Annotated in this window: 26 protein-coding genes; all 26 read right to left on the bottom strand. The window is 62.0% G+C overall.

Features of this window, described 5'->3' with window-relative positions; genetic code table 11:
- Positions 1-30 precede the first annotated feature (30 nt).
- Positions 31-1,296 (bottom strand): phage tail protein, encoded by a 1,266-nt coding sequence (locus Q7F16_RS06645; RefSeq protein WP_409555884.1) that lies wholly within the window; start codon positions 1,294-1,296, stop codon positions 31-33.
- Between the two features lie 10 nt (positions 1,297-1,306).
- Positions 1,307-1,906, bottom strand: coding sequence for a YmfQ family protein (locus Q7F16_RS06640; protein WP_046064986.1), 600 nt, complete (start codon positions 1,904-1,906; stop codon positions 1,307-1,309).
- Complete coding sequence (locus Q7F16_RS06635) at positions 1,894-2,934, bottom strand: baseplate J/gp47 family protein (protein ID WP_409555885.1); 1,041 nt, start codon at positions 2,932-2,934, stop codon at positions 1,894-1,896. Before Q7F16_RS06635 ends, Q7F16_RS06640 begins: the two co-directional genes overlap by 13 nt.
- Positions 2,924-3,322, bottom strand: coding sequence for a phage GP46 family protein (locus Q7F16_RS06630; protein WP_186705541.1), 399 nt, complete (start codon positions 3,320-3,322; stop codon positions 2,924-2,926). Before Q7F16_RS06630 ends, Q7F16_RS06635 begins: the two co-directional genes overlap by 11 nt.
- Positions 3,322-3,831, bottom strand: a complete 510-nt coding sequence (locus Q7F16_RS06625; RefSeq protein ID WP_409555886.1) for a phage baseplate assembly protein V — start codon at positions 3,829-3,831, stop codon at positions 3,322-3,324. The genes Q7F16_RS06630 and Q7F16_RS06625 overlap by 1 nt, the downstream gene beginning before the upstream one ends.
- A 248-nt stretch (positions 3,832-4,079) precedes the next feature.
- Positions 4,080-5,120, bottom strand: coding sequence for a phage baseplate assembly protein (locus Q7F16_RS06620; protein ID WP_409555887.1), 1,041 nt, complete (start codon positions 5,118-5,120; stop codon positions 4,080-4,082).
- Between the two features lie 3 nt (positions 5,121-5,123).
- Positions 5,124-6,362: a DNA circularization protein gene (locus tag Q7F16_RS06615; protein ID WP_409555888.1), complete on the bottom strand. Its 1,239-nt coding sequence runs from the start codon at positions 6,360-6,362 to the stop codon at positions 5,124-5,126.
- Positions 6,349-7,923 (bottom strand): phage tail protein, encoded by a 1,575-nt coding sequence (locus Q7F16_RS06610; protein WP_409555889.1) that lies wholly within the window; start codon positions 7,921-7,923, stop codon positions 6,349-6,351. Before Q7F16_RS06610 ends, Q7F16_RS06615 begins: the two co-directional genes overlap by 14 nt.
- A 130-nt stretch (positions 7,924-8,053) precedes the next feature.
- Positions 8,054-8,350 (bottom strand): phage tail assembly protein, encoded by a 297-nt coding sequence (locus Q7F16_RS06605; RefSeq protein ID WP_003198316.1) that lies wholly within the window; start codon positions 8,348-8,350, stop codon positions 8,054-8,056.
- Positions 8,347-8,694, bottom strand: a complete 348-nt coding sequence (locus tag Q7F16_RS06600) for a phage tail tube protein (protein WP_003198314.1) — start codon at positions 8,692-8,694, stop codon at positions 8,347-8,349. Before Q7F16_RS06600 ends, Q7F16_RS06605 begins: the two co-directional genes overlap by 4 nt.
- A gap of 67 nt (positions 8,695-8,761) precedes the next feature.
- The gene (locus Q7F16_RS06595; RefSeq protein WP_409555890.1) at positions 8,762-10,258 is read right to left on the bottom strand and encodes a phage tail sheath subtilisin-like domain-containing protein; all 1,497 of its coding nucleotides are present in this window, start codon (positions 10,256-10,258) and stop codon (positions 8,762-8,764) included.
- Positions 10,258-10,440, bottom strand: coding sequence for a DUF2635 domain-containing protein (locus tag Q7F16_RS06590; RefSeq protein WP_003198311.1), 183 nt, complete (start codon positions 10,438-10,440; stop codon positions 10,258-10,260). The genes Q7F16_RS06595 and Q7F16_RS06590 overlap by 1 nt, the downstream gene beginning before the upstream one ends.
- Positions 10,437-11,021 carry a phage tail terminator protein gene (locus tag Q7F16_RS06585; RefSeq protein WP_409555891.1) on the bottom strand — a complete coding sequence of 195 codons (585 nt, stop codon included), beginning with the start codon at positions 11,019-11,021 and terminating at the stop codon, positions 10,437-10,439. The genes Q7F16_RS06590 and Q7F16_RS06585 overlap by 4 nt, the downstream gene beginning before the upstream one ends.
- 143 nt (positions 11,022-11,164) lie before the next feature.
- A complete protein-coding gene (locus Q7F16_RS06580; protein ID WP_409555892.1) occupies positions 11,165-12,181 on the bottom strand; it encodes a phage late control D family protein in 1,017 nt (338 codons plus the stop codon).
- A gap of 9 nt (positions 12,182-12,190) precedes the next feature.
- Entirely contained in the window at positions 12,191-12,403 is a 213-nt protein-coding gene (locus Q7F16_RS06575) for a tail protein X (RefSeq protein ID WP_186651676.1), read from the bottom strand.
- Positions 12,396-12,779 (bottom strand): phage tail protein, encoded by a 384-nt coding sequence (locus tag Q7F16_RS06570; RefSeq protein WP_409555893.1) that lies wholly within the window; start codon positions 12,777-12,779, stop codon positions 12,396-12,398. Before Q7F16_RS06570 ends, Q7F16_RS06575 begins: the two co-directional genes overlap by 8 nt.
- Positions 12,779-14,932, bottom strand: a complete 2,154-nt coding sequence (locus Q7F16_RS06565; protein WP_409555894.1) for a phage tail tape measure protein — start codon at positions 14,930-14,932, stop codon at positions 12,779-12,781. Before Q7F16_RS06565 ends, Q7F16_RS06570 begins: the two co-directional genes overlap by 1 nt.
- A gap of 128 nt (positions 14,933-15,060) precedes the next feature.
- Positions 15,061-15,627, bottom strand: coding sequence for a phage tail assembly protein (locus tag Q7F16_RS06560; protein WP_046065000.1), 567 nt, complete (start codon positions 15,625-15,627; stop codon positions 15,061-15,063).
- 151 nt (positions 15,628-15,778) lie between these two features.
- Positions 15,779-16,285 carry a phage major tail tube protein gene (locus Q7F16_RS06555; RefSeq protein ID WP_409555895.1) on the bottom strand — a complete coding sequence of 169 codons (507 nt, stop codon included), beginning with the start codon at positions 16,283-16,285 and terminating at the stop codon, positions 15,779-15,781.
- Positions 16,285-17,451 carry a tail protein gene (locus tag Q7F16_RS06550; RefSeq protein WP_014336823.1) on the bottom strand — a complete coding sequence of 389 codons (1,167 nt, stop codon included), beginning with the start codon at positions 17,449-17,451 and terminating at the stop codon, positions 16,285-16,287. The genes Q7F16_RS06555 and Q7F16_RS06550 overlap by 1 nt, the downstream gene beginning before the upstream one ends.
- Before the next feature lie 2 nt (positions 17,452-17,453).
- Positions 17,454-17,663, bottom strand: coding sequence for a hypothetical protein (locus Q7F16_RS06545; protein ID WP_409555896.1), 210 nt, complete (start codon positions 17,661-17,663; stop codon positions 17,454-17,456).
- 101 nt (positions 17,664-17,764) lie between these two features.
- Entirely contained in the window at positions 17,765-18,169 is a 405-nt protein-coding gene (locus Q7F16_RS06540; RefSeq protein ID WP_095974586.1) for a phage tail assembly chaperone, read from the bottom strand.
- Between the two features lie 10 nt (positions 18,170-18,179).
- Entirely contained in the window at positions 18,180-20,333 is a 2,154-nt protein-coding gene (locus tag Q7F16_RS06535; RefSeq protein WP_409555897.1) for a phage tail protein, read from the bottom strand.
- Positions 20,334-20,969, bottom strand: a complete 636-nt coding sequence (locus Q7F16_RS06530; RefSeq protein WP_014336819.1) for a phage tail protein I — start codon at positions 20,967-20,969, stop codon at positions 20,334-20,336. It lies immediately after the preceding gene.
- Positions 20,966-21,961 carry a baseplate J/gp47 family protein gene (locus tag Q7F16_RS06525; RefSeq protein WP_409555898.1) on the bottom strand — a complete coding sequence of 332 codons (996 nt, stop codon included), beginning with the start codon at positions 21,959-21,961 and terminating at the stop codon, positions 20,966-20,968. The genes Q7F16_RS06530 and Q7F16_RS06525 overlap by 4 nt, the downstream gene beginning before the upstream one ends.
- On the bottom strand, positions 21,958-22,290 hold the full coding sequence (locus Q7F16_RS06520; RefSeq protein ID WP_014336817.1) for a phage baseplate protein: 333 nt from the start codon (positions 22,288-22,290) through the stop codon (positions 21,958-21,960). Before Q7F16_RS06520 ends, Q7F16_RS06525 begins: the two co-directional genes overlap by 4 nt.
- Positions 22,291-22,293 lie beyond the last annotated feature (3 nt).

Below are 22,293 nucleotides of genomic sequence, written 5' to 3'. Positions count from 1 at the left end.
GCGCCCTTGTGCAGGGCGCTTTTCGACGGATCAGTATTTTATTACGTACAGCAGCGCCACGTTTCGAGGGCGCGTCTCGTTGCCACCAGAAGCAGCTACGGTGATGACATGCGAGTGGTCCCCGGCGGACGCCGCTGTGCCGGATATGACGTGAGTGTGGTCTCCTGCCGACGCAGCCGTTCCTGAAACAGTGTGCGTATGGGCTCCAGCTGAGGCCGCCGTACCGCTAACAGTGTGAGTATGTGCTCCTCCTGGGTTAGTGGGAGCAGTCACGCCGCTTTGCAGGTTCGCGGTAGTAAAGTTGGGGCTGCCCCCACCCACGTCATTGTTCTGCGCACGCGGAGCAGTATGAGTATGTTCACCCGCACTTGCTGCAGCACCACTTACGGCATGCGTATGCGCCCCATCAGCCGCAGCGGTTGCACTCAGCGTGTGAGTATGAGCTCCGCCCGACGCGGCCGTAGCACTAAGTGTATGAGTATGCGCACCAGCATTAGCAGCCGTTGCCGTGTGGATATGTGTTGCGTTCTGCCCGACCTGGCCTGCCCCCAAAACCCTTCCTGAATCAATCCCCCGCCCGTCATCCCAACCCCGAACAAACTCGCCTCGTAGATCCGGCAAGGCGAAGGTCGTGCTGCCATCCCCCGCCCCGAAACGCGTACTTATCGCCGCAAACAATGCCGCGTACTGTGCACGAGACACCAAAGCACCGTTGCATTTGAGCCAGCCTTGGGGCGGTCCCGCTGTCGCTACAACTTTGATGTCACCTACATCACTGCCCGTATCCTTGGTCATCCCGGTACTGGCGATCATGACCCAGTCTCCGCTTCCGATGGAGCTATTCCATTGCACCCAAACATCGCCACCAACGGTAATTTCCCCGCTTTGAATGGCGTTATGGTCCAACCCTACGATTGGGTTGGCCGGTAGTCCATTTGGGGCGAAAGTGCTAGCACCGGTATTGGCGCGTGCTGCTTTGAAGCGCAATATCAAGCCATCAACCAGAGCCGAGGGCGCAGGTTTGTAAGTAGCGCTGTAAGCGTTGACGGTGCCAGTATCCAATGCGTAATCGACCAATCCTGCCTGGTTGATTTTGCGTACAGCCAACAGCAACTGTCCAAGATCAGCTTCGTCAGGAACCATCCCTGCCCCAGTAATGACCCCCAATAGCTCCTGCGTAACGGAATTGCCCCAAGCTGCCGGAATCAATGAACCTGGCGCACCGGTAACAGGATTCTCATCGACAAACTTGCCATTGACCAAGCCAACACTGGGCACGCTTTTTGGATAATCCATTTTCTACTCCTTAGTCATAATTGATGTGCACCTGCGCATGAGCGGGTGCGCTGCGGTGGATCAGGCATTCCAAGGCAGAGCCTGGGTTCATGCCGAAGCGTTCGCCCCAATAGCTGGCGCCAAAACGACGGCCAAGCGAGAGGCGTCCACCGGTGTTGAGGGTCCACATGAATTGCACTTTCCAGGTTCCGAAATGCGTCTGACCAAACCGCGAAAGCCCCATGCGTGGCGCGCGGTGCTCAGTCACAGTCGCGTTGGGGTAACCCTGACTACGTGCGATGCTGACGAAATACGCCGCAGTCTGGCTGCCCACCGCCAACAACCGCCGACGCACCGCCAGACGGCGATCGTCATACAACGGCGTAGCCCCTAGGCACGGATCAGGCAGGTTCATCACCCGCTCCCAATCCGGCACCAGTTCACTCACGCCAGCCGGGTCCATTTCGTTGAGCAAGTCGGCGGCACGGGCGTCGAGGCGGGCCAGCTCCTGGGCGATGCCTTGCAGCACTTCGTCCAGTTCCGGCACGCGCTCCGGATCCCATGCCGGGCCGCTGGGCAGCAGGCTGCGCAGTTGGGCCTGGTACTGCTCGGCGGTTCTTATTCCAGCCATGTGCAGCCTCCGAACGTCAGCAACTGGTTGCTGGCGGCGACGACATCGGCGATAGGCGCGCTGAGTTTGTGGTCGGTTTCGCCGGTGGCGCTGCTGATGGCTTCAGCGATATGACTCAGCAACAGCGTTTCGCCGAGGCCAGCTTCACGATTGTGCAAGTCGCGCAGTTGCGCCTCGATGGCGGCCCGCACGGCACTGGTGTCCGGGGTGATGCGCAGCCTGTAGTTCACCGGCAGCTGCGTCGGCGCCAGCACGTGCAACTCGGCGGTCACCGGACGCAAGGGCTCGATGTAGGCCCGCACCTCTTCCAATTGCTCGGCGTTGGGGATCGGTTGCGGGTCGTCGTCACGCATGACGAACAAGCCGACAGTGCCGGGTCCCAGGTAGCTGCCGCGACACCAGGCGCGGGTAATGCCGGGGCACTCCAGGGCCCAGGTTTCATAGTCCTGGGCCGAGCCACCGTGGGGGATGATGCGGTAAGAGCGGATCACCCGCGCCCGCAGGGATTCGAGGCTTTCCCGGGCGACACCGCCGGTCAGCCCTGGGGCCAGCACGGTGAAGCTACTGCCGATACCGAGGATCGGTTGAACGGGCGTCAGCACCAGGCCGGCGTCGGCATTGCCCAGGCTGCCAGCGTCCAGCGCGGCGATGGTGGCGGTGTTCAAGCCATTGCTGGTGGTGCGGGCGGTGGTCACTTTGTACGTACGGCCATCCGTCGATTGCAACAACGTGTCGACATCCAGTACCGCGCCAGCGGTGGCGGTGAAACTGACACTGCCGCTGGCCACTTGAGCCGCTTTGCGCGCCTGGTTCAGGCGCAGGGCAGCGATGCGCTCAAGGGTGGATTCATCGGCCTTGTCCGGCAGGATCTGCTCGGCGATCCAGTCCAGGTAGCCATACAGGCCATAGGCGGCGCCACCCAGGGTGCGGGCCAGCACTTGGGCATCGGACTGGCGCAGCGAATCGCTGGCCAGGTCGCTTTGGGCGCGTTTGATCAGCACCGGCAGCGAAGGGGTTTCAAACGGCATAGGTCACCTGCCAACTGTTATCGGGGTTGATGTCCAGGCGCTCGCCGTCAGCCAGGGTCAGGACCGTGCGCAGGTTCAAGCGTTGGGCGTCGAGGCGTTCGCTGATGATGTCGATGGCCTTGCAATGGCCGTCGTCGATCAGCCATTGCAAGGCTTCGCGGGCATAGAATTCGGCATCGAGCTGGGTTTGGCGGGTCAGCTTGACCCGTCGCAACAGCCACAGCCGCGAGCCGATGCGGTCGTCGGCCACGGTAGGAAAGGTGTCGCCCCACCAGCCGAAACGTTCCTCGTCGTCGACGGCATCGTCGGCGGCGGCGCGGCGCCAGGTGAACAGGCTGATCAGCACCGAGCGGGTCAGGGCGGCGTGCAGGTTCTGGCTGATGAACATCATTGGCCTCCCGCCGGCGCACCGGTCTGACCGTTGCCGGCCTGCACGCCGACATGCACATGCTTGATCTGGCTGATGCCGCCGGCGATCTGGTCGCCCTGGGAAACGAGCTTGCCGGTGTGGTTGATGACCGGGCTGTCGATGTTCACCGCGCTGCTGGCGCGGATGTTCAGGGTCGCGGTTTCGATGTCGATAACCCGGCCGCGCTTGAAGTGGAGCTTGTCGCCTTCATCGGTGTAGAGCGCCACTTCGCCAGGGGCCAGGGCCTTGAGGCGGAAACGGCGATCGGCGACCACCAGCACCACCGCATGGGAGCGGTCGCCCCCCAGGAACGTGGCAATGGCCTCGGCACCGGCCAACGGGTTGCTGGTGAAGCCGTAGGGTTCGAAGTGCTCCATGTCGTCATTCACTTCGCCGGCGGTGAGGCGCATTTGCAGCGATTGCAGCTTGGTGGCCGAATTGGCGAGCACGACAGTGCCGCGCGCCAGGAGGCGGGTCAGTAGGCTCATTGAGGGTTTCCTTGAGAATCGGGGACTTGAACGCGGTGTTCGAATCAACATCTCTATTGGCTGGGCTGCCGCCATCGCGAGCAGGCTCGCTCCCACAAGGGATTTGCGGTGGGCAGAAACGTGGAGGCGATCTCGAAATACTGTGGGAGCGGGCTTGCTCGCGAAGGGGCAGGCAAATTCAACATTGAGGCAAGCTGACCCACCGCTTTCGCGAGCAAGCCCGCTCCCACAAGGCGCTGTGCGTTGGCTCAGGTTTTGGGCGGCACCGGGTTGGCGTCGAAGATATGCGGCGGTGCAACTTGCAGGGTGGTGACGGAGCCTTGTGCCGATAGGGAATACGTCACTTTGGAAATCAACATGTCACCGTCGAACCCTAGCACCGGGTCGATCACCCGCACCAAGGTGTTATGCCGCCACAAATCGCCATTGACCTGGCGCCAGCCCTGCACGCGGTAGGTGGTGGTCAAGGCTTTGCCGGTGCGGATGGCGCTTTCCCAATCGGCCCGTTGCTGGGCCAGTTCGAAGGTCAACTGCGCGCTCTCGCTGATCACCGTCACCCTCTTGCGCTTGAAGCCCAGATCCGTGGCGGTGCCAGAGACTTCGCTCACCGCCGCCCCGTTCTGCTGATCACTGCCCTTGTGCTGACCGATGACCCGGTATTCGGAGAACACCTGGCTGTAGTCCATCAGTGCGTTGCCCGACAGAATGTTCTTGCCCAACTCCAACGCATCACTGGCCCGTCCGCCGCTGCCGGGTTTGGCCAGTAGCACGCGGCCTTGCGCGTCATCGGTGGAGAACACCCGGAACAACGTCAGCAAACGGTCGATGGATTGGAAGACCGTTTCCCCCGGCACGATGCTGTGTTCACTCAACCGCGCGGTTTCAGGGATTTCACTGATGACCCCCACGCCATATTGCGACGCCAGGGCCTGGACGATGCTCAACACCGTTTGCCCGCGCCATTGAGTCGGGCGGTTGATCGCCGCGCAGTCCACCAGGTCCTGGGTCTTGGAACCGCCTTCAATGCTCAGGCTGATCTGCCGACCGTCATAGCTGACCGGTGCCTTGAACACATAACCGCTGAGGACCAGGTCGGCACCAATGCGCACCTGGCATTCATCACCCGGACGGATCGGCACCGCTTGGGTCTGCCCCGGCCATTGCCAGGTGATATCGAGTTTGAAGGTGCGGAACTGACGCTCCAGGTCCGCACTGATTTCCACACTTTTCCAGCCGCCGTAATCCAGCCCGCCGACAGTAAGCGAGACAGCGTTGTCGAGCTCGTTCATGGCTTACTCCCCGGAGACTTTCAGGTCATTGGGCGGCAGGAAACCAGGATGGGCGACGCCGTTACGCTGGGTCACTTCAGTCACCCGAGTGGCATCGGCGAATTGCTGATACGCCACCACCAGCGCCGGCAGGCTTTGCTTGAAAGACAGGTTGATCAGCCTTACACCCGACGACGCCACCGCCGTCAAGTGCGCGGCCATTTGCTGGCGCAGGTTGTTCATCGCCTGGTAGTGCTCTGGATCAGCCTTGAGGGATGCCTGCCAGATCGCATCGTTAAGGGCGTCTCGCAGGGCCAGCACATCGTCGGCCACCGGCACGTCCCGGCGCTGGACCGGTTGCACGGCCTGTTGCGCCACCGACGGCGTGGCCCCCAACTTGACCGCAGGCACTGCCACCGGCATCGCCGCAATCCATTGCGCGGCCTGCACTAGCAGCGTGTCTTGCACCAGATCGGCCACGGCCTGGGCCGCCGCCGTGGTGTCCTTGCCGGTGGTGAGTTTTGGGGCGTCGGCCTTGCGAATGGCTTCCACCTGTTGCGACACGCTGGCAATCACGCCGCGATAGCCGTCACGGGCAAAGTCCTTCAGTTCCCGAATGTCCCCCAGCAATCCCTTGAACTCGGCCACCACTTCCTTGGGCAATTCTTTCACCGCCTTGACCAGATCGCTGAGTTGCCGATAGGTCTCGATCAACGGCTTGAGCTCCTGCTCGATCACGCCGTAGATATCCTTGAGGCTGTTGCGCAGGTCAGCAATGCCGATCCGGGCAGCCTTGATCAACGTCATGGCGTCTTCGAAGCGCCGCACCGCCGAACCGAGGAAGCTGTCGGCCGAGACCAGCAGCAGTTTCTGGCTGTTGATCGTGACCGAGGGAAACTGCAACGGCTGGTCGGGGTAGAACTTCAGGGCGAACGTCACCACCCCTCCGTCCTGACGGGTCTGAGTCATGTCGCATTCGCCGACCTTGACCTGCAGACGCCCCAGCCATGGATGCACCAGTTCACCGCTGCCCTGCTCCAACGCCTTGAGCAGCTTGTCGCGCTGCTCCAGGCAATCGGGGCCGACGATGAACGCGGTCAACTCATGAATCTTCGCCTGCTGGCCGAGCCCCTCGAAAAACGGCTGGTCACGCTGCGGATATTCATGCAACTGGCCTTTGTGGCCGACCGGGGTTTTCGCCTGATCGACCCAGAACCCGACGCCACGAAACGACGCCGGCAACAAACGATCACGCCAGCTCATTGGAACCTCCTGTGGAAAGTGAGCGATAGCCGATGCGCGAACTCACCGCCAGGGCCGGTTGATTGGTCTGAGGCGGATCGGCGCGCAACCCGGCCGGCGCGTTTTCGAAGCGCACGGTCAGGCCGCCTTCGAGTTGAGTGCGGTTGTTGGCGGCGCTTTGTTGCACCAGGGTGCTGGAGGTTTGTGGCAAGGTCCCAGGCGCCAATGACGCTCTCGCCGATGAACCGGTGGGCGCCGGCGCCAAGCTCGAAGACAGTCCCGGAGGCTGCTCGCCAGCCCCACCAAAAAACGCCGGTGCCAGCTCTCCCTTGCCTTCGGCATTGGTGGCGCGCTGCGCCTCGGTCAGTCCCTCGACCTTACCGGTGAACGAGGTGATCATCTCGCCAAAACCGCCGTTGAATAACGCCTTGATCGGCGCGATCACCGCCTGCAATTCGTTCCACCACTGGCTGAACCACTCGCCCACCGGCCCCCACTGCTGGGTGAGGCCTTCAATGGGTGACCAATCGAACAGGCCGCTGAACACCGCCAGCATGATCGACACCTGATTGCGGATGCCCTCCCAGATCCCGGCGAAGACTTCACCGATCGTGCCCCAGTTGGCCATGATCAGCCCCAACGGCGTCCAGTCGAACAGGCCTTTCAGGGCATCCATCACCGGTACGGTCAGCGCTTTGAGCAAGTCCCAGATCGCCGCGAACAACCCGGTCAGGGGCGCCCAATTGGCAACAATCAAACCCAAGGGTGACCAGGCGAACAACGTCTGCATGAAAATGATGACCGGCGTTGCCGCCGCCACGATCACATTCCAGAGCGCGCCAAAAAAACTGCTGATCGGGCCCCAATTACTGATCACCAACCCCATCGGGGTGAAGGCGAACATCGTCTTGAAGAACTCGACCATCGGCAGCACGATGGGCGCAAGCCGCTGCCAGAGCCCGGCGAAGAACGCCGAAATCGGCGTCCAGTGGGCGATGATCATCCCTGCCGCCAAGGCGATGCCCATGGCAATCAAGCCGATGGGATTCATCTTCAAGGCCAGGTTCACCACTTCGAACGCTTGGCTCGCACCGCTGACCGCCATCTGGATCGCGTTGAACGCCACGACGCCATTCGCCAGGCCCTGTACCAGTTGCGGGTTGTCCTGCAGCACCTGGGCCACGCCGCTGACCATGGGCTGCAAACTGACCGCCACCGCGTTGACCGCAGGCCCCAGGGCCGAGCCGAACTGCACCGACACGTTGCTGATGGAAGTCTTCAATCCATCCAGGTTCTGTGCCGCTACACGGGGCGCGTCAGGCGCCTGGACGGCACTGGCCGACGCGCTCGCTGCGCCCGCTTCGTCCTTGAAGGCCAGCGCCGACTTGAGCCCGTCCATAAACGGTTGGGCCAGGCCGCCGCTGGGCAGCAGACCGGAAATGTCCAGGCTGCCCAGGCCCGTGGCGTCGAGGTTCTGCTTGAAACTCGCGACCTTCGCACGAAGGCCGGCGAGCTTGGGTGACAGCTCATCGATGCCCGTGAGCAGCACCGCTTTTTTCTCTACCGTTTGTGTGTCTGCCATCACTGCACCTGCTGCATCGCATTGATCCGTTGCGCGTGCTCCAGGGATTCGCGGAGCACATCCAGTGGCCTGGCCATCATCTGTTCGGGGTCAACCTTCCAGAACCAGGCCAGGTCATAGGCGGCGGCGATCAGGTCGCCGATGGCTGCGACGCCGCACTCATGAAAAAACTCGCGACGGCCCAGCTCAGGGCGTTGAGGTCAGCCAGGTCCAACTGGTTGACCGACGACGGCGGAATACCGGCGCACACCGCGATGTATTTGGCCGCGACGTCCATGTCCAGGCTCACCTCCTCGCTCTTGTCGATCTTGTACGGCAGCGCCTTGATCGCCCGGACTTCCTGCACCGTCGGACGGCGCAGGGTCAGTTCGCTCACCGGCTCGCCGTGGGCCTCAATGGCCACGCGCAGCGTCACGACATCGCTCATTGCCAGGTCCCCTTGATGCCTTCGAATTTCAGTTCGATGGTGGCGTCGTCACCCTTGGACACAGGCTCTTCCACCAGGTAGGCGCCGGCCAGCACGTAGACCTTGCCGTTGTTGAATTCGCAGGTGACGGTCATGTCGGTGCCCGCAACCAGTTGCTTGAGCGGGAAGTCCGCGGTGTGCAGCGCCGTCACCTTGAAGGACGGGGCAATGTCGGTTTCCTTGTAGAAACCCGGTACGACGGTTTCGCGTTTGGTGAACATCAGTGGCGCTTCGCAGCCACCGTTGATGGTCAGTTGAGCGCCGTCCACTTTGACGTAGCAGGTGCCCGCAATCAGTTGACCCATGGTGTTTCTCCCTTCAAATAAAAAGCCCACGCAAGGTGGGCTGAATGCATATGACTGAGTGCTACTGTCAGGCGGCGGCGTCGTATTGCAGGCGGAATTGGTTGAGCAGCGCGAACACCCGCAGGCCGTTGATGTAATCCGGCGGGAAAAGCACGTTGACGCGGCTCGGGTCCTGGCTGTCGCGCTCGACCACCAGGTGTTCGGCGAACAGCTCGGCGTTTTCCACGTGGCCTTCCAGTTCGAGCTTGGCGTATTGCGCGATCAGCTCGCCGCGAATCGTGCTAGGGGTCACGATGGGCTGGCCGGCGCCGAAACGGGTGCCGTCGGCGGCCAGTTTGTGGCGACCGTACTTGCTGGTGATCACGCTCTGCAGACGCCGCACGATGAACGCCGACTGGTGCATGGTTTCGCTGTCCAGGTAGGAGTTGTCCGCCTGGCCGAAGGCATTCTTCTGATACGTGGTGATGGAACGCTGGATGCGTACGTAGCCACCTTCGTAGTACGCCGTGGCGATACCGTAGTTGAGCAGCGACTGCCGCTCGGTCAGGGTGAAACGTTCGCTGGCCGGTGCCGGGTCCAAGCCCGGCAGGCTGCCGCTCTGGGTCGGACGGCTGGCGTCGGCGGAGATGAACACCGCGGTGCGAGCCGCCAAGGCAGCAGCCTGGACCCAGAACGGTTGCGGTACGCCCAACTCCAGCGCCTGGAGGGTCATGTGCTGGTCGTTGCGCGCCTGACCGGCAGCAACCAGGGTGCCGATAGTGCCGCGCTTGGCGCTGTAGACATGGCCGAACAACTGCTTGGCCCAGGACCAGCGACCGGTGTTGTCGTCCATGACCGCTTGCCAGGTATTGAGGCTCGCCACATCGGACCAAGGCATGGCGATGAATTCGAACGGCTCGTCGCCCAGGGCCGCGACGGCCTCGGTCTGGTCCGGTACACCGGCGCCGCCGGTCATCGCGGTGATGGCGGTGGTCAGCCCCGCAGGGGTGTCTTCGCCGTTGCTCTTGCCCAGGCGATTGAATTGCAGACTGATGTCGTTGCCGCTGTCGCCGGTCCATTTGGCGCTGAGGGTCACGACACCTTCGGCGGCCGCAGCGGTCACCGGCAGGTCGGCGGTGGCGTTGATTTTCAAGGCCAGCGCAGTGGCAGCCTGCGCCACCGTGGCGCCGCTGACGATGGCGGCCTGGACGCGCACACCGCCGACGTACAGGTTGAGCACGCCACTTTCCGTCGCCGCACCGGTGAGGGTCAGCACGCCCTCGGCGATGGCGCCTTCGACGTTGCGCAGCGGCAGGCACCAGATCTCCCCGAGCGGGTCGGTCTTGCGCCAGGTCTCATACATGGAGGCGAGCATCGAGCCCTGCCCACCGATGTTCTTGGCCAATGCGACGCTGGACACCAGCACCAGTTTGCCGACCTCGGCCGGGGCGACGTTGTCGTTGACCTGGGCGACGATCAACCGGCGCATGGCCGATGACGCGCTATTGGCGGCCGAGTTGTCCATTTCGGCGTAGAACAGCGGCACACGAATGTCCGCGGGAATGTTGCTGAATCCGATCGCCATTATTTGGCTCCCTGTGGTTTTGCCGCTTTCACGGCTTTGGTAGTGATGTCGCCGTCGGCCAGACGTCGACGCCACCAGGCGTTGTCTGGCACTTCACGGCCTTCGAGGGGCAACAGATCGCCCGCTTCCGGGTCCGGTACCGCACGGCCCGGGGCCGGCAGCACGGTGATGCGTTTGCTCATGGGGTTACGTCTCCAGAGAAAGTCAGTTCCACGCGCCCGTCGGGGCCGGGACGTTTCAGGTTGGGGTCCGCCGGGTCGATGGCATCGACCCGCACAGTGGCCCCGGTAAAGGACGTCAAGCCGTCCAGTTCACGCTCGTGCCAGCTTTCGGCAGGCTGGCTCGCCAGATTGCGGCCCAGCTGGAACTCGGCGAAAAAGCGCAGCCGGTACAACACGCGGCTGCTATTGATGGAAACCAGTTCGCTGCCGTCGTATTCAATGCCGGTGTACTCGGCGCCCGGCTTGAACCCCACCAACGCGCGCCACAGTTCGGCCCGCAGGTCGTGCAGCAGGTCCAGCGCTTTTGTCGCATCAGTGGTGTCGAGCACCAGCACCGCATCGAAGCGATCACGCACCGCTTGCAGCGTGACGTTCTGAGCCGCGTTCTTGCTGGCAATGTCGGCGGTGGGCAGGACATAGGCGCAGGGTGTCTGCAGCGGGGTCTCGGCTTGCAGCGTGGCGAGGTCAAAGCCTGCGGCCACGCGATGGGCGAGCGTCGGACATTGCTCACGCAACTGCGTGAGGATCGGTGTGATCTTCATGGAAGAATTCCGGTTGTAGAGAAGATGCAATCAGGGAGACCTGTGGGAGCGAGCTTGCTCGCGATAGCGGCGTGTCAGTCAGTGCAAATGTTGAATGTCATACCGCAATCGCGAGCAGGCTCGCTCCCACAGGGGCGATGAGGTCAGGCCTTGGCATCCAGGCAGGTTGCATTAATCAAGCAGCGGTAGCTTTTTTCCCGGTCGCCACTGGCGGTGACCTTGTCGATCGACCAGCGACCGCGCATGAAGTCCGGCCAGGTGGGATCCAGCAATACGATGCCCTCGGCCGAGAGCCCCGGGTTGCCAGGGCACTCGATGTTCACCTTGAGTGCTTCGCGCTCCATCCGGCGTACCTCGCCTTCTCCAGCGGCACGGGCATCGTCTGCGCTCTGGAAGCGCTGGCGCAGAGTCTTGAACGGCGCGAGGCCGCTCTCCTCGACCTGCAGCTTGCCCGCCGCCGCATCCCACCACCGGGTCTTGCAGCCCTGGTACTTGGCCCGGGCGGTTTCATCAAACTTGGCCGAAATGAACGCGTGGTCACCCGGGCGATTGTTGGTCGTCACCGAGAGTTTCATCTCGGGCAGGACCTTGCCCGACAACGACTTCGCCTGGCCGCGCCGAGCCAGCACATACAACTCGTTGATCGGCTTGGCGACAGCGTCATAACGATGGGCCAGGCGCGTGAGGAAGCCCATGTCGGTTTCGTTGGTCTGGTCGATGTGCTCGATTTTTATCAGCGCCAGGTCCGGCGCCACACGGGGAGAAAAACCGTGTCTGGAAGTCAGTTGCCGAAACAAGGCCCCCAGGGTGGTCGGGCCATGGCTGACGGATCGGCGTTGCTTGAAGCCGGTCTGATCCGCAGCACTGAACGGTGCGGCCATGGCCACCAGCACGAGTTGCAGGGGGAACAGGAACGGCGTGCGTCGGGTGATGACGAACTCGCCTTTATCCACCAGCCCCGACTCCAGATAACCGACCCGCAGACCGATCTTCCCGCCCAGGCTGGGCAACCCTTGGAGCCCGTCCAGGCTAATGGTGAGCGTCAGTTGATCGGACTCGATCCCCGCCGCGTCGACGTGCTCCCACTTGAGCAGGCGTTCGTTGAGCAGTGCGGCGTTCGCACCATAAATTTCCACCGCAGGCGTGAAACCCAGTGACATGTTGCCTCCTTAATCCCAGGCCGAAACCGGTGTGGGTGCAACAGGTTTGAGATCCACTTCCGGCAGGACAACCCACACCCCGGCCGGCAATGCCGGGCCCCATTCAGCCAAGCCCGGATTGAGCAGCCAGAGCGCCTCCTCGACGATATCGTCACAACGCTCAAGCTCGCGGTACAGCAACAGATTCACCGAATCACCGGCGATACTTCGAACCCTACGCATTGGCGAACTCCGTCAATTCAACCACCCAGCCGACCACCATCGCCGTGCCGTCATCAATGATCTCGGTCTGGGTTTCCGTGACCTTGCTGATCTGCCACAGGCCCCAATTGCGACCGATGCCGTCAACCAACGGCACGGGCACGCGCTGCGCCTGCAAGGCGCGCAACTCATCCAGGCGATCCATGGCGGTCGCGTACATCGACTTGCCGGTGATCGTCAGCCCTTGCAGGCCTTGGCCGATCTGGCTGGACTTGGGTTTGCTGGTGAGGATGTCGATGCTCTTCCAGCCACCGTCCGAGGTGCGTACCAGGCTGTGGTACGCAAAGTTTCTCGACAGACCGAAAATGAAACTGCCGAGTACCATTTGCTGACGCATCACGTACCTCCGTCGGTCAGGGCCGCGTCACTGCGCATGGCAAGTGAGTTGGGCATGGTTGTCAGGCCGAACTGGCCCGAGAGCTGTTGCACAACCAGGTTGGCCAACTGACTCGCGCTGGCCTGGTCCTGGCCGTTGATGTAGATGTTGGCGGTCATGGTGTTTTGTTGTTGGCTGGTTTGGGCGTTGGTCAGGTCTTTGCTGACCTGGTCCGGAGCGGCGAGTCTGTCGGCGGGGGCGACGAGCTTCTCACCCAGGGACGCACCGGCATCGCTCCCCAACCAGCCGCCCAGCAGTCCGCCAATCACACCGCCAATGGCAGTGCCGAGCACCGGAACGACACTGCCCAAAGCGGCACCGGCCGCAGACCCCGCAGCAGCGCCTGCCCAGCCGCCACCTGCGGCGCCCAGGCCTGCGCCCATCATTCGTTTGTCGCCGGTAAGGACCCCCTCGGCCACATCAGCGACGGCGCCAACTACTTTCAATGGGCCGGGCGCCCTACGAGTCATCGAGCGTAATGAGGCCGTTGGCCCGAGTGAGCCTTGTGTACTGACGGGTATTTTCGGCCTGCTCGGGGATTCGGGACGCTGGTTGGCATTGCTTGTTTCCAGCTTGTTCACACGAGGGTTTCTGAAATCTTCGGAGATCACCTCACCCAATCGGCCGGGAAGGTGCGGAGCGGCCCTGCCCAACACCCGCTTGGCCACCTGACTGGAGATCTCATCCCCAACAGCCTTGAGCAGCGCACCCAGCAGCGGTTTGATCGCCGCGCCAATCAACACGATGGCCGCAGCGGCTTTAGGTGAGGACTCAGCCAACTCACTCATGCCATCGGCCAGCGAACCCAGCCACTGGAACGAGGTATCCGCCGAGGGCATCAGGGCATTTCCCGTGGCCACCGACAAACGCTCGCTGCGGGCGTTGAGGACGTTCAGTTGGCCCTGCCGGGTGTTCGACAGCGCCAACGCGTCCTGCCGCACCGAGCCGTTGTTGCCCAATTGTGAAGTGGCGTACTGGCCGGGGTCTTTCACCTGCAAGAAGGCCGCATTCACATCGGTCAGTTTCTGCGCCATGCGCAGCACGGCTTCATCGCCATTGCTGAAGAGCGTGGTGGCAAGGGCCGAGCGCTTCTCGGCCGGTTGCGCGTTCAAGGCCGCCAGCACCGTCATCACCGTGCCAGACGCCGTGTCCTTGTCACGCAAGCCGCTCGCCACCGCCGTGGGTTCCAGCCCCAACTGTTTCCAGGCCGATTGCTCGGTGGCGGAGGCCTGGTCACCCTTGCCCAGGGCCGTCGTGAAGCTATCCAGAGCCAAGCCGGCTTCAGCTTGCTTGGTACCGGTATTGAGCAACGCCGCCGTCACCGCTGCGGCCTGCGCCGGGGCCAGGCCTGCCGAGGTCGCGGCCGCACCGTCACGCTGCAACACCGTGCCTATCTCAGCCGCTTTCGCACCATTGGGTAATTTGCCCAGCTGGTTGGTTGCATCCGCCAAGTCAAAGGCTTGAACGCCGCTGAGCTTCATGGAGATGCGCCAGTCGGCGAGCATCTCGGCAACCTCCATGGCCGGCCTCCTGGACGCCGTCGCGATGACGGCAGCATCCGAGGCGAAACGCGACAGTTCCTGCGGTCGGTCCGAGGCATCGGGCAAATCGTTACCGATGCCTTTTCTGGCCGCCAGGCTTTGCATCCCCACCACTTCAACCGCCGTGGTGCCCCCGGCCGCCACCAGCTTAGCGGTGGCGACGTGCCGGGTTGACTCAGTCGTCTGTTCAAGCTGGCGAGGGGTAAATCCGGTGACCTGCTTCAGCTCGGCCATGGCCGAATCCATTGCTATCGCAGGCTTGAGCAGCGCCAGTGGTTCGATACCGCCACTGGACTTGCCCTTTGGCTCATTGGCCGACGCGCCCTTGGCGTCAGCGCCCATCGTTTGAGAAAACAATCGTTGCGCCGAAAGCTTCACCGTCAGTGACTCGATCGCCGTGGTCAGCAGCCCGAGCTTGAGCCCGAGTGTTTCCAGCGCCAGATCGAGGCTCGCCAGTTGGTCCCTGGCGAACGCGCCTTGTGCCGACACGCCACTGGTGAGGCTGGTACTACCGAACGCCAACCCACTCTCATTGAAGGTTGCGTATTTGAGCGAATATCTATCGTCCGCCATCCCGCTCTACTCCTGTTTCACGCCAAGGCGACTGATCGCGATGTCGTAGCGGCGCAAGGCCTTGCCGGCGTCCCACTCCAGGATTTCCGCCTCACTTACCGAGTAAATGAGCGGCACCACATCGAGGATCACTTCGATGTCGCGCTCCGAAAGAAGTCCGCCGGTTTGTTTAAAAAATCGTCAATGCGCACCTGAAGTTGTGTCCAGTCGGGCACGGTCAGCAGGTCCAGATCGGGAATCATCAGGCCAGTGCAATGGGCCGTGATGAACTCGGCGCGTTCCTTGGCCGTCTTCAGTTTTTTCATCGCCTTGGTGGCACGCAGCACCGGCATTTCCAGGGTCAGCGACGTCAGGCTGCGGCCCGCGACGTCGAGCGGTTGCAGCAGTTGCACCTGGTCGGGGTCGGCCTGTGGGTCATCCAGAAAGTACGACGCCGGGCGCGTGGACATTTCGTGCACGTACTGGGCAATGCTGACGTAGTCCGGGCGCTTGAGCTGGTCGAGTTCCTTGACCGACAGGCCGGTGGCCAGCTTGGCCAGCTCGAAGAACTGATCGTCTTCGTCATCGCCCGCACGGGCCAGGGCGTCTTTTTGCGCCGCGTAGTACAGCGGCTTGAGGGTGATCTGCTCGATCTGCGAGCCGTCGTCACTGGTGATTGGCGACAACAGCTCATGGGTAGGAGGCATCCAGGACATGAAATCAGTTCCTTGGTGAATCAGAGGACAACCTGTGGGAGCGAGCTTGCTCGCGATGACGGCGGTGCATTCAGCATCGAGGTGTCTGACACTCCGCTATCGCGAGCAAGCTCGCTCCCACAGGGACTGCATCTAGCCGGCTGGCAGTGACTTAGGGCAGCAACACCGCACGGCGCGCATCACCGAGGATGTCGACGCCGTTGAGCACGAACTTCTGGGTGCGCACGTCGATGTCGATCACCGGGACACCGTTTTCCAGGCGGTTGTAGGTGCGGCAGGACAGCTCAAGATTGGTCTTGGGCTTCTCGTTCATTTTCAGCGGGGTTTCCTCGAGGGATTTCAACTTGCCGCCCACCGTGTGGTAGGTGAACCAAGTGTTGCCGTCCTGATCCTGGCCGGCTTCACGTACGTTCAGCAGAATGTCGTCGCCCACGCTCACGCCCAGCGCCAGCATGATTTCCGGGCCGAGGCCTTGCAGCGTCAGCTTGGCCGTCAGCACCTTTCCGCCCTTGGCCATTTCCTCGCCAATGAAACGGCCGCCACGCATCTCTTCCATCTCGAATTCGATCTTCGGCGGGGTGAAATCTTCCACGGTTGCCGACAACGGCAGGCCTTGCAGGGTGGCCGCGATGGCCTGTCTTACGCGGTTGGTAAACATTAGAGAACGTCCTCCAGGAACTGCTCGATGATTTCATCGCGGGCATTGAGTTGATAAATCATGTGTTCGTTCGGCGCGTAGCGGCCGTAGTCGATGACCACGTACCAGGTGCCGTTCTTGTACTTCTCGACGCTGTTCAATTCCGGGTGCAGGTACACGCTGCCGCCAGGGATGGTTTCGTCGGCGACCAGGGTTTGCAGCCAGTCGTTGATGCGCTTGACCTCCTGGTCCATGAACGACTTGGTCAGGTTCTTGGCCATGGCTTTCTGGCCGGCCTTCACCAGTTTGCGGCTGATGGCATCTTCCAGGCCGACGTAGCTGATGAACTTGCCGGTGATGGAACGGTTGCCCAGCAGCGAGAAGCCGCCGAGGATGGTCCGGGCGTAGTAGCTGACGCCGTAGCGGTTGAGCAGATCGCCTTCGGTGGAGGTGTCGAGGATGTTGTATTCGACGGTGCGCGAGACGTCTTCGGCGTAGGTCACCTGGTTGCCCGGGCTCTCCCATTGCTTGACCTTGGCGAGGGCGGCGATAGCCAGGCTCGACGGGGCCAGGAAGACGTTTTTCTTCGCAGCCTTGGAGTACACCGCCGGCATGTTATGCACCACCAGGCAACGGTCGAAACCGAGGTCGGCACCGCCCAGTTCCTGGCTGTAGGTCACTTGGTCGGCGACAGCGGCATCCTTGCCGTCGAGCACCACACGGGCCTTGATGCGTTTGCCAAACGAAGCGAACTCGCTGGCCACCGCCTTGGTGCCGGTGAAGCCCGGCGCGCCGATGATGGTCAGGTCCTCGGCAACCCCACTCAACGCTGCCAGGCCCAGCTTACGGCCGGTCTGCGCTTCGATACCGCCGATCACATTGTTCTGCGTATCGGCCAGTGTCGCGCCCTCTTCGACGATGACCACGTAGACCGGCACCTTGACCACTTTGAGGATCTGGTAAACCGCCTGGAACAGCGTACCCGCCTCGGCACCGGTCGGGTCCAACTGGGCCTGGGTGGTGAAGCTGTTGATGCGGAATGGGGTGTTTTTCGGGATCAGCAGGTTGGCATTCGGCGCAGTGCCGACCAGCCCGATGACGTTATCACCCAGGCCACCCATGGCCTCGGGAGATTCGGTGGCATTGACGGTAATGCCGTTGTGCTCGAAGTTCAGAACCTCAGCCATGGTTATTCAGCCTTCTTGGTGGCGGCCTTCAAGGCCTTGTTGGATGCAGAAGCCGGTTCGACGACTTCGGTTTTTTTCAGCTCCAGGCGACCGGCGCTGCGCAAGGCGTTGGCCTCGACGTCGAGCAGATCGAGTTCCTGGCCGACGCTCGACCAGTGACCACCCCCAGTGGGGAATGGGAGGAGCACGGTGTAGGTTTGGCGTGGTGCCATTTGTGTTTCTCCAGATATGAAAAAGCCCCATGTTTGCGGGGCCGTTGTCAGTTTTTTTTGATGTGTTGCGGGAAAGAAAACGCCCCGTCGGTGCGGGGCGTTTATTGGGATTGCTCGGCGATCCATGGTGGTGCGATGGGCCGAAATTCAGCGCTGGGGAAAGTCGCTGCTTGCGGCCAATCCCGAAGTGCCTGACGGTAAGAAAGCAGTTCAGGGAATTGCTTCACCGTCAGCGTAGGAGCCACGCCTAAATCTTGTTCGTCACGGTGACGTGTTACCAACCATTCCGTGGCCCCCAACTCATAATTGCGCCATACCCGTTCGACCTCGGCTTGCTCGGTAGAGGTCTGCACTGGAGGTTGGGAAAACTCCCCGTCGATGATGGCCCAACCTGGTCGCACGTCGGATGGGCAGGCTTGCCACAATAGATCCGAATGGAAACGTTCAGAGGGGTCGAGGTCGGTCGTTTCGACCACCGACCCGTTTTCAATTCTTGCCCACAACATACAGTTCTCCTCAATAGGTAATGAACACACAACCATCGGCACCGGCCTGGGATCGAGTCCCGATTCGACCGCCTCCTCCCATACCAGGCTGCGTCAGCGCGGTAGTGTCAACCGCGGCAAAAATGCTCTCTCCGCCCCCTCCGGCACCGCCAATCGCGCCATTAGACGCCGCATTACGCACCGGTGGATTTCCGGCACCTAACGCACCGTTGAAGTCGCCGCCAGAGCCGTAACCAGCGCCAGCACCGCCAACCACCAGCCCGCCTGCGCCGCCTGTTGCCGAGCAATGCGGACCAAAGGAAGAAGAACCACCCGGATTGCCTATCGTATTGGCTGCTGTCACGTATGCGCCCCCCGCCCCGACGGTCACCGTGACTGCTGAGCCGGGTGTAACAGAGACGAGTCGATTACTGATCCCGCCTGCGCCACCGCCACCAGCACCGGTGTCCAATGTCCCGAAGGCGCCGCTTCCGCCGCCACCAACGACTTCGACATAAACCTTCGTCACACTTGCCGGTACGGTCCACTGGTAAACGCCAGGAGCCTTGAAATAAATCTTTGCGCGATAGGGTAGATGGGACGTCTGGCCCAGCTCACTCCAAAATGGCTGCGTGCCCGTGGCAGTCTTGTGTCCGAGATAAGCTCGCGTCGGACCGTTTGCCGTGTTGTTGATGATCGCGAGGAACGTCTTATATCCGGCAGCAATGTATCCACCGCCTACAAGCACAGTCATCGAGGTGCCGCCCTGGGAGCTAGCGTCTGGCGGCCCACCGATAGACGCATTGGAGTGTTCCAGCGTAAACGCTCGGTAGAGCCCGGGCTTAATGTCAGCAGAGAAATCTGTAATCAGTGGGATTTTCGCGGGATCCGCGCCGAGTCCGAAAGTATCCAGAATCGTCCGAACCCCTCCATTGAACGCAGCAGACAACGCATCCGGCACCGACCCGTTCTCCGCATACCAGGTGATGCCCGCACCAGTCGACAACGTGATGCTGTCCAGTGTCTTGAGCACCAACTGATTAGCAGCAATACCCGCCACATAATCCGTACCTTGCAGGACGATGGTTGCAGTACCGGTCGACACGTTCAGCAGGTTGATGGTGCCGCCATTGAACCCCGTGCTTGCCTTCGGCAACGTGATACTCACCGGATTCGCCGAATTGATGATGAACGACTTACCAAACGCATCCGCAGTCAGAACGGTACTCGCGTCCAGCCCACCAACGCTCGAATGGTTGCCGAGCGCACGCTGCACAAACGCAGTTGTCGCGAGTTGCTGATTGTTGGTGCTGACCGGTGCAGTCGGAGCCGTCGGGACGCCCAGCAACACCGGCGAATTGAGCGGCGCAAAACCTTGCGTGATGTTCTGAAACGCCAACGCCGTAGTGCCCAGCACAATCGCACCATCGGTAATCAACTGCCAGATCGTGTTGGCAAGCGTTACGCCCTCCTCCACCGAGACAATCAACCCCGAAGTCACTTCGACACTCGCATCGGCATCCTTTGCCCGAACCCAAGCGTCGTTCGCGGCCACGTAAATACCGTTGTCTTTCGCCAAGGTCTGGGACTTGACCAGGACCCGATTCCCGGCGATCACCGCAACACCGTCGATCGCCTGCGCGCCACTCAAGACAATGTTGGCCGTTGTCGCCACCCGCACCGACTGCTTCCTGTCGAGCTTGGCGAGTTCGTCGGCCACGTAGCCGGTCACCCAGGCCCGTGTCGCCTTGACCACCGTGTCGTCAATCAGCAGCGTCACCAGCTCAGCATTGCTGGTCTCGAAGATCGACCGAATGTAGAACTCTTTGCCCGAGCCGGACGTCGCCAATACCGGCTTGAACGATTCCGGATATTTGACAATCGCGTACAGGATCCCGGTATCGGTCCAGATCCCGGCCTCACGCACATACCAGCCGCCGACGTCGGACGGGATGGTGACCTCGGCCAGCAGCCAGCTCGGGTTGTTTTCATCCTGGAACAGCGCATTGAGCGGCCCGCGCCAGACTTCGCGCTTGAGTGCTGTAGCGGTTGCGGCCGGGTTGTATTCCGTGCCGCCGCCGTCACCGACGGAAATCTGCGACAGCTTGATCGGTGTGCCCGCCGCCTTGCAGGCGGTTTCGTAGGCGATCCCCGCATCGGTGAGCAGGGTGTAGTAGTCGGCCATTTAGGACCCCTGTGGATAAATAGTGGAGGTTTCGACGGTGTAGAGCCCGGCAGCCATGAAGACCTGAGCCGAGGCTTCCAGCCCTTGGATGACGATCGGATAAACCGTGGTCAATTCGCCGCACAGCGTGGCGGCGCCGATGACGTGACGGCCGAATGCACTCAAGCCGACAGACACCTTCAAGGTGTCGCGCTCGCTTTTGGCATCCGCCAGGCGACGGTCGAGACGGGCGTCGATTTCTTCGCTGTAGGGCTGCTCGGTAAATGCCCTGACGGAAAAACTGTAGGGCGGGCCAGGGGGTGTTTGCTCATACCAGGCGCGCACTTCAGGCATCAGTTGCAAACCCTTGGCCGCGTTTTCCAGCGCCTTTCGCGTCCCGGCCTGCCGGGCGGTTGGCCAGGCGAGTTCAACGGTCAGGCGCTTTTCAGCTTCGGGCGCCGCGGAGCTCCACTCGTTGACCCCACGATCCGCCGCGAGATACGGCAGGAACGCCAAGGGCGTGGTCGCCGGGTTCATCAGCTCGGGAAACGGCGGATCGATGCGTTCGAGCAACCGCGCGAACCCCAGATCCAGTGCCCTTTCCAGCGGTGAACTGTTGACCGGCAGCAGGCTCGGGCGAGGTGTGTCGTCACTCATAACGTATCCACCTCGACCTCGATGCCCGTGCAGTACGGGGCTTGAAAAGCCGTTGTCACAATCGGTGCAAGCGGTTCGAGAATCTGCAGCTGAACCGCGCCCGCGCTGTGCAGCGTGTAGTCGATCCAGCTTGGGTCAACCCGACCTTCCAGGCGATGACACGCCTCGGCATACGCCTGCAACTGCTGCTCGGCGGCAACCTGAGTCAAGCCCGAATCCGGGCCGGCATTGATCTTCGCCAAGACGCGGATTTTGTAAGGTTTGATCTGTGCGGCCTGCACGATGACCAGGTCCGTTTCCGGGCGTACATCAGGCCGGGCGAAATGCTGGCGAACACCGTCGAGCAGCGCCTCGGTGGGCGTGCCGTCGCCGTCACGGGACAGCACTGTGACCGTGACTTCGCCCGGTTCGGTGCGACGCCCATTACCATCCTTGACCTGCGCAGCATGACCATCCGGGTCGAAGGTGTAGGTGACCGTCACCACACCCGCCGAGGCGTTTTCCACCTTCACCGCTGGCCGTTCGCCAAGGGTGAAGATCTCCCGCCGATACTGCATGCGCGAGCCGGCCGCCGGGGCGTGGGGCGCCAGGTAATAACGCAACCGGGCGTCATCGTCGCTCTCGTAGACCGGGGCGATGGGCGGGAATGCTGCCGGGTCGCCCGGGTCGAGCAACTGGCGCTCAAGGCCCATGTCCGCGAGGCGAGCGTCGAGGTTGGTGCCCGTGGCCCACCACGCCAACATCTGCTTGATGCGGGCGTTGTATTTGCGTTCGTGAGTTTGCAGCCGGACGCAGAACGCCTCGAGGGCCAGGGTCAGCAGTTCGCTTTCGTTCTCGAGGCTGTCCACCAATTTGGCGGCGCTGGCGGGAGAGCGTGCGCCGACGTACTCGACCACGAAGGTCTTGAACTCTGCCAGCAGATCCTCGAACGCTTCGACAGTGACGATGGCCGGTTCGGCCAGTTGGTTCTGGCCGGGTATCAACATGCTCATGTCACCACCTCAAAAGTCTGTTTGCGGTTTTTCCAGGTGCCGGCGAAACGCAACAACAATCCGGCACCGTGCCGGCTGGCGACAATGACCTGCGGCTCGAAATCATCGATGCCGTTGTCCGGGTTGTAGAACGCTTGGGCCGCGTGGCTCTGGGCAAGGATCAGCAGGTCGTCACCGAGGTTCTGCCCCAGCAATTGCGTGAGTGCGCAGCCATACAACGGGCGCTTCTGGCGAGTGCCCAACGGCGTGGTCAATGCACGGGTGGCGCGCTGCACAAACTGCAGCCAGTCGTCGACCGTGGCGCCGGTATTTCGATCGATTCCAATCATGAG

The organism is Pseudomonas sp. Lb2C2, assembly GCF_052112205.1.
Taxonomy (GTDB): Bacteria; Pseudomonadota; Gammaproteobacteria; order Pseudomonadales; family Pseudomonadaceae; genus Aquipseudomonas; species Aquipseudomonas kilonensis.
This window is presented reverse-complemented; position numbering and strand designations above follow the sequence as displayed.